The sequence below is a fragment of the Streptomyces roseolus genome, from assembly GCF_014649855.1.
GTDB classification, from domain to species: Bacteria; Actinomycetota; Actinomycetes; order Streptomycetales; family Streptomycetaceae; genus Streptomyces; species Streptomyces roseolus.
This window is the reverse complement of record NZ_BMTV01000061.1, coordinates 1-11904: the sequence shown is the minus strand read 5'-3', so window position 1 is coordinate 11904 and position 11904 is coordinate 1. Positions and strand designations below refer to the sequence as shown.

The following is an 11904-nucleotide window of genomic DNA, read 5'->3' as shown; positions in this document are numbered from 1 at the left end:
ACCACCGCCGTCATCATCAACACCGCCATCGTCCTCATCGGCACCCTCACCACCGCCCTCTACCTCCGCACCAAGTCGTCCGCCTGAAGCCGCACACTCGGGCAACTCCGCCTTGTGACGACCCGGTCACGCGGCCACCGTGGGCCGCGGGCCGCACGCGACGGCCTCATGAAAGGAACGACCGATGGCTCTGCACACCCGACCGCAGCCGTCTCCGGTCAGCTGGGAGCAGGTACGTGTCCCCGCGCCCGGCGGACCCGTCCCGGGACTCGTCCTGAGGCCCGAGCGGCCGCGGGCCGGCAGATGGCTGGTGTGGGCGCACGGCGGCAGCTGGCGCGCGGGCTCGGCCCTGGAGTGGTACCCGGCCACCGCGGACCTGGCGCGGGCCGCCGGGATGACGGTGGTGAGCGTCGACTACCGGCTCACCCCGGCCGCCCGGCACCCGGACATGGTCCAGGACCTCCTCGCCGCCCTGGAATGGGCGGCCGGGCAGGCCGAGCGGGAGGCCGCCGGGAACGGCGGCGGCGAGGAGCCGGTGCTCGTCGTCGGCGGGGACAGCGCGGGCGGCACGCTCGCCGCGTCGGCCGCGCTCGCCCGCCGGGACCGGGGGCTGCCGCTGGCCGCCCAGGTCCTGGCGTACCCGCCGCTCGACCCGGCCTGCGGGGCGGACTCGTACCGGCGCCACGCGGGGGCCTTCCCGTCGGCGGCGGCGATGGCCGCCGCCTGGCGGGAGTACCGGGCCACCGGGGCGCCGGCCGCCGCCGACGGCACCCGCCTGTACAGCACGCCGTTCGAGGCCGCCGGGCTCGACGGGGTCGCCCCCGCGCTCCTCACGGTCGGCGAACTCGACCCGGTGGGCGACGACGTGCGCCGCTACGCCGGGCTCCTCCGGGCGGCCGGCGTGCCGGTGGCACTGCGGGAGCTCCCGCGGACCGGGCACGGGGCGTTCCTGCGCCCCGTGGCGTCGGGCGCCTCGGCGGCGGAGCTGATCGGGACGTCGCTGCGCGCGTTCCTCGACGCCCGCTGAGCCCGTCCCGGACGGCCGTTCCCCGCTCGATCCCTTCCGTCCTCACCTCTGCTTCTTCGACCTCTTGGGAGACTTGCCATGACCGCACCGTTCCCGCCCGCCGCCGTACCCGCCGCCGCCAACCTCGACGCGCTGCTGCGCCACTTCGCCGACCTGCGCGACGGCCGGCACGGCGACGCCGTCTCCCGGTCCGGCAAGGAGGAGCTGTTCCGCACGGCGGCCGGGCTCCTCGACCCTTACGCCCGGCAGGCGTTGACCGAGCTGAACGAGGAACTGCTCCTCGGACAGGGCACGTTGGCGGCGACCGGCGTGCAGCGCTCGGACGACGGCAGCCTGTTCCACGCGTGGACGCTGTCCTGGGCGGAGCAGCGTGACGGCGGCATCCCGCCGGTGACGCTGTACGCGCACTACGGGCGCGGCTTCCACCACCCGCACCTGCGCGGGGCGACGGTGTCGGAGTGGCCGCTGAACGTCTTCGACGACGCGCAGGCCGCCGCCGAGCTGCCGACGCTGCGGGCCATCGCCGCCGCCGACCTCCACAACCTCGTCTTCGAGCGGGACTTCCGGATCGTGCCGGCGACGGTGTCCGGGGCGTCCGGAGTCCCGTCCGGCCACCAGCACTGAAGGGGACAGGAGCCCACGTCATGACCTCCCTGCGACTCTCCGTCCTCGACCAGACGCCCGTCGGCGAGGACCAGACGCCCGACGAGGCGCTGCGGGCCTCGCTGGCCCTGGCGTCCTCGGCCGAGCGGCTCGGTTACGTCCGCTACTGGGCGGCCGAGCACCACGGTTCGCCCGGTTTCGCCTCCAGCGCCCCCGAGATGCTGGCGGGCGCGGCCCTCGCCCGTACCTCGCACCTGCGGGTCGGCACGGGCGGGGTGCTGCTGCCGCGCTACGCGCCGACCAAGGTCGCCGAGGTGTTCGGGGTGCTCGCCTCGCTCCATCCGGGGCGGGTCGACCTCGGGCTCGGTCGGGCCGGCGGCCCGGCGCACGACTTCCCGGCGAAGGTCGCCGAACTCCTCGCCCTGCTGGGCGCCGACGGCGGGCGGCGCCCGTACGGGGTGGTGCCGCAGGCCCCGGTGCCGCCGCGGGTGTGGCTGCTCGGCGCGGGCGGCGAGTCCGGCCGGCTGGCCGGGCGGCTCGGCACCGGGTACGCGTTCGGGCACTTCTTCTCCCCGCACGGCGGGCGGCGCGCCCTGGAGGGGTACCGGGCCGAGGCCCGGGAGTCCGGCGCCCGGACGGGCGGCGGGGTGCTCGCCGTGCGGGTGGTGGCGGCGGACACCGCCGAGCGGGCCGAGGAGCTGGCGCGGAGCCTGCTGCTGTGGCGGGCCCGCAAGGACCTCGGGCAGGACCGGCCGCTGCCGTCCCTGGCGACGGTGCGGGGCCACCGGTGGAGCGACGCCGAGCGCGAGCGGGCCGAGGTGCACCGTACGGCGCTGGTGTCCGGGGCCGTCGAGCAGGTCGGCGCGAAGCTGTCGGAGCTGGCCGCGTCGCACGGCGTGGACGAGATCGTCGTCAACACGCTGACGGCGGACCCGGCCGACCGTGAGCGGTCCTACGCGCTGCTCGCGCAGTACTTCGGCCTCTCGGAGGAGGCCACCCGCGCGGCGCGGGCGGGCGCGGAGGCGGTGCCGGTGGGCTGAGCCCCGGCGCCGGAGCCGTACGCGGAAGAGCCCCGACCGGTGGTGTCCGGTCGGGGCTCTTCGGCGTGCGGGGGGTCAGTGCTCGCGGGCGGGGCCGGATCCGGAGCCGGCGCTGACGGGCTCGGGGGCGGGCGCCGGGGCCTCGGTGACGGCGGCGGTGGCGGCCGGGGCGGTGGTGGCGGCCGGGGCGGTACCGCGCTTGGAGCGGCCGAAGCGGATCATGGCGGGCGCCTCGACGAAGCGGAAGAGGAGCCAGCCGCCGAGCAGGGAGGCGGCGAAGAAGCCGGCGATCACCAGGAGCGAGCCGCCGATGCCGTACGTGGTCTCGCCGAGCAGGGAGCGCAGGTAGAAGATCGTGACGCCCTGGACGAGGTAGAAGCCGAAGGAGACCTCGCCGAGCCAGACCATCGGGCGGCTGCGCAGGAAGGTGATCCGGCCGTCGACGTCGGAGGCGGCGGTGGTGGCGATGAGGGCGGCCACGGGGACGATGGTGGCGGCGACGAAGCCGTACTGGAAGGGCAGCAGCAGGGCGGCGGCGTAGCCGACGGCGGTGAGGGCGAGGGAGAGGCCGAAGCCGATGCGGCGCGGCCAGCGGCCGGCCAGGACGATGCGGGCGAGCAGGATGCCGAGGACGAACTCGAAGAGCCGGCCGGCCGGCAGCAGGTAGCCGAACCAGAACTGCATGTCGGAGACGGGCGTGATGGCGGACTTCGGGGTGGCGGGCACCAGGTAGGTGGAGACGAGCTGGACGGCTATGGTGCCGGCGACCATCACGGCGCTCCAGAACCACAGGGCGCCGCCGCGGATCTTGCGGATGGGGACGATCAGCAGCGGGAAGAGCATGTAGAAGAGCAGCTCGCTGCCGAGGGACCAGCTCGGCGGGTTCACGCTGAGGTTGACGGCCGGCTGCGGGAACCAGGTGTGGATCAGCAGCAGGTTCGGCAGCCAGTTCGCGACGCTGGTGACGGCGGCGCCGGCGAACAGCAGCATCGAGGCGGCGAAGACCACGACGTGGTTGGGGAAGATCTTGAGGAGCCGGCGGCGGAGGAAGGCGGTGACCCGCTCGCCGGGCTTGGCCGCCCAGGCGAGGACGAAGCCGGAGAGGACGAAGAAGAAGGAGACGCCCAGGTAGCCGGCCTTGCTGAACGCGGTCTCGAAGGCGTTCGCGAGGCCCTCGTCGGCGAAGGGGTTGATGGGGGCGTTGGGCGGGATGGGCGAGTCCATCAGGGACGAGTGGAAGAAGAAGACGAGGAGGGCGGCGAAGAACCGCAGGCCCGTCAAGGAGGGCAGTTTCGCCCGCTTCGCGGTGGCGGTGGACGGGGAGGTCGTGGAGGACACGGTGGGTTCGCTCTCTCTTGGCTGGCGGGAAGGGAGGGCCGTGCGAGGGGGCCTGCGGGGTCCCGGGGCGACGAGCGCCCCGGGACCGCGGTGCGTGGTGCGGGGTGCGCGGGGGGTGCGGGGTGCGCGGGGGTGCCCGGCGGCTACTGCTCGATCTGGTTGCGGTAGACCATGAGCTTCGCGTCCTTGGCCACGTAGTAGTTCTGGACGGAGTAGGCGATGGTGGCGAAGTCGAGCCGGCCGTCGCCGTTGAAGTCGGCGGTGGCGATGCGGGCCACGGACTCGTCGGAGACCCGCCACTTCGCCCAGACGCCGTTGGCCGCGTCGATCGCCTTGTAGTACATGACGCCCTGCCAGGGCCACGGGCCGCGCAGCGCGACGAGGAACTCCTCGTCGCCGTCCCCGTCGAAGTCGGCGCAGACGATCTGGTGGCCGGGGCCCTCGCCGTTCTCGTTCGGGTCGCCGAAGACGTCGAGGAGGACCCGGTTCCAGCCCTTGCCCCCGGCGTCCTTGGTGTAGACGGCGACGGTGTTGCCGTGGAAGGGCTCGATGGCGGCGACGTACGCCATCGGGTCGTCGCCGAGCCGGCCGGCGTTGAGGTCGCCGCTGCCGCGGAAGCCGGTCTGCTCGAACTGGGTGAGCTCGCCGGTGCCGATGAGCTCGCGTATCCACTCCTGGCGGTCCTCGTCGTAGTAGAGCCAGGTGACGCCCTCGTCGGAGGCGAGGAGGAGGGATTCGAGCTCGGAGCCGGGGATGAGGCCCTGCTTCTTCTCGGCGCCGTGGATCATGCGGAAGTGGCTGTCGTCGATGACGGTCATCGGCCACTCCTCGGCGGTGTGCACGTCGTCGGGCTCGGTGAAGAGCACCACCGGCAGGACGGCGTGGACGTCCTCCTTGGCGACGATGGGCAGGCCGATGATCTGGAGGCGGTCGGTGCGGGTGAAGTGGCCGGCGCGCAGGCGGTGCATGCCGGTGGCGCGGCCGACGTAGTGGCGCTTCCAGCGGGACTCGTCCTTGTCGGGCTGGCCGGGGTTCTCCAGCCAGTCGATCTTGCCGCCCTCGGTGTTGGCGTCGTGGATGGTGCCGATCGGGCCGTAGAGGTCGTAGCAGACGATGACGTCGGGCCGGCCGTTGCCGGTGACGTCGGCGAAGTCGGCGCCGACGGGCATCGTGATGCGGTCGGCGATCAGGCGCCGGGTCCACTCGCCGTCGTTGGCGTACCAGTAGATCTCGCCGAGGCGCAGGCCGTAGCCGAAGAGGTCCGGGCTGCCGTCGCCGTCGATGTCCGGCGCCTCCAGCCAGTAGCCGTCGCGGAGCTGGTCGGCGACGAGCTCGGGGGTGAAGCGGGGGACGCGCAGCCCGGGGGTGGTGTTCTCGCTCATGGTGGTCGGTTCTCCTCGGTGCGGGGGGCGGAAAGGGCGGAAGGGGGGGGTGGAGCGTGCGGGGCGGGGTGGTGCTCACGCCCGGGGTGCGCGGGGGACGGGGTGGTACTCGACGGCGAGCCAGACGCAGTCGGTGTCGGCGTGGTACTGGTGGTACGGGTAGTGGTAGGTGCACTGCGGGCCGATGGCGCAGAACGGGTCCGGGGTGGTGTAGCCGGGGCTCATGAGCACGTCCTGGTAGAGCGAGGCGTGGTCGCGGTCTCGGAAGCGCTGCATCCGGCCGAGGCCCTGGACCTGGGTGTGGACCTCGATGAAGTCGTGCTCGTTGTGGATGACGCAGTCGGTGCCGGCGGGCGCGAACCAGAGGTTGGCGCGGACCGTGAACTCCCGGAGGGAGACGGCCGTCTCGCGCTCGCCGAGCAGGTGCGCCGCGTCGAAGACGACGGTGCCGATCTCGTCCTGCGGGCTGCGGTAGAGCGGGGTGTCGCGGGGGAAGCCGCCCTGGTCGCCGAGGAGGTCGGCGAGGTGGCCCCAGCCGGGGGCGTCCACCAGGGAGGCCTCGCCGACCTCCTCGCGCCCGGGGCGGAGCAGGATCAGCGTGTCGGCCCGCTCGACGCGGGTGTCGGCGAGGACGGTGGAGGTGAGGGCCGGGATCGTCTTGCGGGGCGTCTCGGCGACGGTCACCGCCGTCATGCTCGGGTTGACGACCATGGTGCGGCCCTCGATGAGGTAGTCCTCGGCGTCGCGGACGAGCGTGGCGCGCAACTGCGGTGTGCCGAAGCTGAGTTCGCGCTCGGTGGTGGTCGTGGCCGCGGTGGTGTCCATGTCGGTTCGGTTCCTCTCGTCGGGGTCAGGTACGGGCGAGGGCGGCCGTCCGGGCGTGTCCGGCGCCCAGGACGCCTCCGTGGGCGGAGTGGACGGTCTCGGCGGGGGCCGTCGGGTCGAAGGGCTCGGGCGCGGGCCCGAGGCCGAAGTGGTGGGCGATGGCGGCGACGGTGCGGCCGGTGGCACGGCCGTCGCCGTACGGGTTGGTGGCGTTGGCCATGCGGAGGTACGCGGCCGGATCGCGGAGCAGTTCGAGGGTGTGGGCGACGATGCCGTCGGTGGCGGTGCCGACGAGCCGGGCGGTGCCGGCGGTCACGGCCTCGCCGCGTTCGGTGACGGTGCCGAGGACGAGGGTCGGCTTGCCGAGCGCCGGGCCCTCCTCCTGGCTGCCGCTGCTGTCGGAGACGATCAGGTCGGCGCGGGCCATCAGCTTGCAGAAGGCCAGGTACGGCAGCGGGTCGACGACCGTGATGTTCGGGTGGGCGCCGATGTGCGGCAGCAGGCCCTCGCGGACCACCGGGTTGCGGTGCAGGGGGACGACGACCCGGGTGTCCGGCTCGTCGGCGACGCGGGCCAGGGCGCGGCCGATGGCCGGCAGGTGGGGCCAGGCCTCGCGCCGGTGGGCGGAGGCGAGGACGATCCGGCGCGGGTCGGCGTCGAGGTCGGCGAGGGCCGGGTCGCCGTAGTCGGCGGCCTGCCCGCAGGCCCAGCGGAGGGCGTCGATGACGGTGTTGCCGGTGATGGCGATGGTCGCCGGGTCGATGCCCTCGCCGCGCAGGTTGGCGGCGTTCCCGGGGGTGGGGGCGAGGTGGAGGGCGGCGATCTGGGCGACGAGCCGGCGGTTGCCCTCCTCGGGGAACGGGGAGCCGAGGTGGCCGCTGCGCAGCCCGGCCTCGACGTGGATGACGGGGACCCGCTGGTGGAAGCCGGCGAGGGCGCCGGCGAAGGTGGTGGCGGTGTCCCCGTGGACGAGGACGGCGTCGACGGCGGCGGAGCCGAACCAGTCCTCCAGGCCGCGCAGGGAGCGGTAGGTGACCTGGGAGAGGGTCTGCTTGGGGGCCATGACCTTGAGGTCGACGTCGGTGGTGAGGCCGAAGGCGTCGAGGGTCTCGTCGAGCATCTGCCGGTGCTGGCCGGTGGAGACGACGACCGGGGCGAACCGGGGGTCGTCCTGGAGGGCGCGGATCACCGGCGCGAACTTGATGGCCTCCGGCCGGGTACCGAGGACTACGGCGAGGGAGCGCATGGGTTCCTTACTTCCTGTGGGTGCGGACCTGGACAGGGCGGAGCAGGGCAGCGCTGAGCAGGGGTGGGGAGGGGAGTGATGCGGCCGGGGCGCTTGTTCAGCGGCTCTCGTGCGGCCTGGAACAACTCTCCCCCGAGGCTCCCGGGGGGTCAACGGACGCCCGCCCCGCCTCGAACAGCACCTCGAACGGCGCGGGGGGCGGGGGTGCGCGACCGGGGGTCGGACACCCCCGGCGCGGGCCGGACGGGGGCCGGGCGGGGGCCGGGCGGGGGCCGGGCGGGGGCCGGGCGGGGGCCGGGCGCCGGCTGCCGGAAAACGCGGAAGCCCTGCGCCCGGGTGACCGGGCGCAGGGCTTCGACCTGCGGTTTCAGGGGTGCGACAGGGCTGTGGGTCAGCCCTTCGCGGGCTTGATGGACAGGGAGTGCCGGAAGTAGTCGGACGGGTCGTAGCGCCGCTTCACGCGCTGCAGACGGGGATAGTTGTCCTTGTAGTAGAGGGTCTGCCAGGGCACGCCGGAGCGGTTGCGCCGCGGGTCGGCGACGTCGCGGTCCGGGTAGTTGATGTAGCAGCCGTCGGTGGCGTCGTCGATGAGCGGGACGCCGCCGGTGGGCGCGAAGAACTCTTCGTACAGCTCCCTGAGCCAGCCCAGGTAGAAGTCGTCCTCGCTCTCCTCCGACCAGAAGGTCTGGAAGCACATCTTGAAGATGGAGGAGCGCTGGGCGTTCGCGGTCGCGTCGGGGGCGACGGCGTTGACCTGCCCGCCGAAGGAGAACAGCACCAGCATGGTGTCCGGGTTGGTGAAGTCGGACCTGGTCATGTGCTTGTAGAGCGCGCCGAGCTGGTGGTCCGTGAAGTTCTTGCGCATGTACGCGGACTTGTGGCCGCCGCGCGAGGTGGGGTCGGTGATGACCGGGTTGTTGGTGCCGACGAGGCGGGTCGCCTGGAGCCACGGCAGGGTGCGCGGTTCGGCGAGCTGCGGCATGGCGGGCAGTTCGCCGGTGGGCCGGGTGAGGGCCTGCGGGCGGATGCCGGTGCCGGCGGTGATGGCGGCCAGGTAGTCGTCGAGGAGCGCGCGGGCGTTCGGGACGGTGGCGTCGACCTGGGTGAACATGCCGAGGCTGCCGTGGGCCTTGGAGCTGACGTTGAAGAGGCTCGACAGCGCGTTGTACGGCGAGTCGGGGGCGCTGTGCTCGGCGTGCCAGGCGCCGAAGTTCTTGAGGAGCCGGTTGAACCTGCGCTCGTCGAGCTGGTCCCAGGGGAAGTCGACGGCGCTGACGAGGACCGTGGACGGCGGGGATATCAGCTGGCGGGCGGGGTCGGTGCCGGTGGCGCCCGGCGAGCGGAACCAGTACTTGGTGACGAGGCCGAAGTTGCCGCCGCCGCCTCCGGTGTGGGCCCACCACAGGTCGCGGTGCGGGTCGTCCTCCTCGCGGGTGGCGACGACGGTGCGGACGCCTCCCCGGCCGTCGGTGACGACGACCTCGACGGCGTACAGGTGGTCGACGACCAGGCCGTGGGCGCGGGACAGGAGCCCGTACCCGCCGCCGGCTATGTGGCCGCCGGCGCCCACGCTGTAGCAGATGCCGCCGGGGATGGTGACGCCCCAGCCCTTGTAGAGGGCCTCGTACACGTTGAGGAGGCGGGCGCCGGGCTCGACGGTGAAGGCCCGCATCCGGGGGTCGTAGCCGACGTGCGTCATCTCGGAGAAGTCGAGGATGACCTCGGCGTCGGGGTGGACCGCGAAGTCGGCGAAGCAGTGCCCGCCGCTGCGGACCGAGACCCGCTTGCCGGCCCGGACGGCGTCCCTGAGGGCGCGCTCGGCGTCGGCGCTGGAGCGGATCATGCGGATGTAGTCGGGCCGGGCGACGAACCGCTGGTTGTTGCCGGTGGTCAGCTCGGCGTAGCGGGGATCGCCGGGGCGGACGGTGGAGCCGGTGGCGGCCGCCGCGGCTTCCGCGACGCCGGTGGCTCCCGTGGCGGCGGCGGCGCTCGGGGCGGCGAGGGCGCCGGTCACGGCGGCGGTGCCGACGACGGCCGCGCCGCTGGTGAGCACGGTGCGCCGGCCGGGTCCCTTGTCGGATCGCTCGGATCGGATAGCAGGCATGGGTCTGCCTCAACTCCTCGGAGAAGGTGGTGTGGTGGCGCCCTGTCGCGGCGCCGGAAGGACGGAGTCCAGGGGGACGGCCCGCTTCCCGGCCGCCCGGCGGCGGTCGGCGCGGCCCGAGAGCAGTGCGGTGCAGAGACCGGCGGCGGCGAGTCCGGCGCCGATCCAGGTCGGCGCGGTCCAGCCGAAGCCGCGGTCGACGGCGAGGCCGCCCAGCCAGGCGCCGAGGGCGTTGCCGAGGTTGAACGCCGCGATGTTGGCGGCGGAGGCCAGCGCCGGCGCGCCCTCGGCCTGCTGCATGACCCGGGCCTGGAGCGGCGGCACGGTCGCGAAGCCGACGGCCCCGAAGACGGCCAGGGTCACTGCGGCGGGCAGCGGCGCGCGGGCGGTGAACGTGAAGACGACCAGGACCAGGGCGAGCGCGCCGAGGATCACGTACAGGCTGGGCATCAGGGAGCGGTCGGCGGCCTTGCCGCCCAGGACGTTGCCGACGCAGAGCCCGGCGCCGAAGAGGACCAGCAGCCAGGCGACGGCCCCGTCGGAGAAGCCCGCCAGCTCGGTCATCATCGGCGCCAGGTACGTGAACGAGGCGAAGACCGCGCCGAAGCCGAGCATCGTCGTCAGCAGCGCCAGCCACACCTGCGGCCGGGCGAAGACGGCGAGTTCGCCGCGGAGCGAGGCGCCGGGCGGGCGCGGCTGCGCCGGGACGAGCGCGATGATCCCGAGCAGTCCGACGACACCGAAGGCGGTCACCGCCCAGAAGGTGGAACGCCAGCCGAACTGCTGCCCCAGGAAGGTGCCGAGGGGCACGCCGAGCACGTTGGCGAGGGTGAGGCCGGTGAACATCAGGGCGATGGCCCCGGCCTTGCGGTCGGGCGCGACGAGGTCGGCGGCGACGACCGACCCGATGCCGAAGAACGCGCCGTGGGTGAGGGAGGCGATCAGCCGGCCGCCCATGAGGGCGCCGTAGTCGCCGGCGAGCGCGCACAGCAGGTTGCCGGCGATGAAGACGCCCATCAGGACCACGAGCATGGTCTTGCGGGGCAGCCGGTTCCCGGCGGCGGTCATCAGCGGGGCGCCGACGACCACGCCGAGCGCGTAGCCGGTCACGAGCATCCCGGCGGCCGGGATGGACACGGACAGGTCGCCGGCGACCTCCGGCAGCAGCCCGACGATGACGAACTCGGTGGTGCCGATGCCGAAGGCGCCGAGGGCGAGGGCGAGCAGGGCGAGAGGCATGGGGCGCCGTCAGATCTGCCGGAGGGCGCCGCCGTCGACGCTCCACTCGGCCCCGGTGACCTGCCCGGAAAGCGGCGAAAGGAGCTGGGCGACGACCCGCGCCACGTCCTCGGACTCCCCGATGCGACCGGTGGGCAGCCTGCGGACCTCGCGGACGAAGTGGTCGACGGCCGCGTCGGCGGGCATCCCGAACCGCTCGCCGAGCTGCTCGGCGAAGCCGCCGGGGGCGTCGAAGAGGGCGGTGCGGGTGGGGCCGGGCGAGACCACGTTGGACCGCACCCCGCGCGGCCCGAACTCGGCGGCGAGCGACTTCGACACCGAGAGCAGCGCCGTCTTCGCGGCGGCGTAGTCGACGATCGTCGGGTCCGGGAACCGGGCGGCCTCGCTGGCGACGTGCACGACCGAGGCGGCGTCGGACTCCAGGAGCAGTGGCAGGGCGGCCCGGGTCACGCGGACCGCCGCGTACAGGTTGATCTCGAAGCTCGCGGCCCAGGCGTCGTCGTCGACGTCGAGGAAGCCGGTACGGGAGACGAGCGCGCCGGCGTTGTTGACCAGCCCGTCGAGCCGCCCGTGCAGCTCGCGGACCCGGTCGACGACGTACCGGGCGGCACCGGGGTCGGTGAGGTCGGCGGCGACGGCGTCGATGGTGCCGGTGGTGCCGGTGGTGTTGGTGGTGTCGGTGGTGTCGGACGCGTCCGGGGTCCAGGGCTTGCGGGCGACGCCGACCACGGTGGCGCCCTCGGCGGCCAGCAGTCGCGCGGTGGCCGCGCCGATCCCGGACGAGGCACCGGTCACGAGGTAGACGCGGTCGTGGATACGCAGGTCCATCAGGGGTTCCTCGGAGGAGAGGGGAAGGGAGGGGTGTGGCGGGTGGCGGGTGCCGGGTGGCGGAGGGAGCGGCGGGGGCGGCCGGCGGGGGCGCCGGGCCGTGGGGAAGCGGCCGGGTACGGCGGCGGGGGATGTGCGCCGCACCCGGCCGCTGCTCGGGGGAGCCCTCAGCCGGCGACCGCGTCACGCGACGGTGACTTGGTGCGGAGGTAGAGGGCGGTGGTGAGGGTGCCGATGAGGACGATGGCGGTGTTGATGATGACGGCGGTGGT

General features: G+C 73.9%; 10 protein-coding genes. 3 read left to right on the top strand and 7 right to left on the bottom strand.

All coding sequences use genetic code 11. The features are described 5' to 3' along the window. The first annotated feature begins 184 nt into the window (after positions 1–184). The 3 genes from IE245_RS36170 to IE245_RS36160 all read left to right on the top strand — a co-directional run bounded on the left by IE245_RS36170 (position 185) and on the right by IE245_RS36160 (position 2670). A complete protein-coding gene (locus IE245_RS36170) occupies positions 185–1027 on the top strand; it encodes an alpha/beta hydrolase (RefSeq protein ID WP_189955648.1) in 843 nt (280 codons plus the stop codon). A gap of 78 nt (positions 1028–1105) precedes the next feature. Next, positions 1106–1651 (top strand): hypothetical protein, encoded by a 546-nt coding sequence (locus IE245_RS36165; RefSeq protein ID WP_189955646.1) that lies wholly within the window; start codon positions 1106–1108, stop codon positions 1649–1651. A gap of 20 nt (positions 1652–1671) precedes the next feature. Continuing rightward, positions 1672–2670, top strand: coding sequence for an MsnO8 family LLM class oxidoreductase (locus tag IE245_RS36160; RefSeq protein ID WP_189955643.1), 999 nt, complete (start codon positions 1672–1674; stop codon positions 2668–2670). A gap of 75 nt (positions 2671–2745) precedes the next feature. Here the strand turns inward: IE245_RS36160 and IE245_RS36155 are convergent, their stop codons facing one another. From IE245_RS36155 to IE245_RS36125, 7 genes are all read right to left on the bottom strand, one after another. Continuing rightward, positions 2746–4008, bottom strand: coding sequence for an acyltransferase family protein (locus IE245_RS36155; RefSeq protein WP_189955641.1), 1263 nt, complete (start codon positions 4006–4008; stop codon positions 2746–2748). A 143-nt stretch (positions 4009–4151) separates the two neighbouring features. Then, positions 4152–5390, bottom strand: coding sequence for an FG-GAP repeat domain-containing protein (locus IE245_RS36150; RefSeq protein ID WP_189955639.1), 1239 nt, complete (start codon positions 5388–5390; stop codon positions 4152–4154). A gap of 75 nt (positions 5391–5465) precedes the next feature. Continuing rightward, positions 5466–6215: a hypothetical protein gene (locus IE245_RS36145; RefSeq protein WP_189955637.1), complete on the bottom strand. Its 750-nt coding sequence runs from the start codon at positions 6213–6215 to the stop codon at positions 5466–5468. A 25-nt stretch (positions 6216–6240) separates the two neighbouring features. Then, positions 6241–7461, bottom strand: a complete 1221-nt coding sequence (gene wecB / locus IE245_RS36140; RefSeq protein ID WP_189955635.1) for a non-hydrolyzing UDP-N-acetylglucosamine 2-epimerase — start codon at positions 7459–7461, stop codon at positions 6241–6243. 391 nt (positions 7462–7852) lie between these two features. Beyond that, a complete protein-coding gene (locus tag IE245_RS36135) occupies positions 7853–9565 on the bottom strand; it encodes an FAD-binding oxidoreductase (protein WP_189955632.1) in 1713 nt (570 codons plus the stop codon). A 9-nt stretch (positions 9566–9574) separates the two neighbouring features. After that, the gene (locus IE245_RS36130; protein WP_189955630.1) at positions 9575–10804 is read right to left on the bottom strand and encodes an MFS transporter; all 1230 of its coding nucleotides are present in this window, start codon (positions 10802–10804) and stop codon (positions 9575–9577) included. Between the two features lie 9 nt (positions 10805–10813). Then, positions 10814–11632, bottom strand: coding sequence for an SDR family NAD(P)-dependent oxidoreductase (locus IE245_RS36125; protein ID WP_189955628.1), 819 nt, complete (start codon positions 11630–11632; stop codon positions 10814–10816). Positions 11633–11904 lie beyond the last annotated feature (272 nt).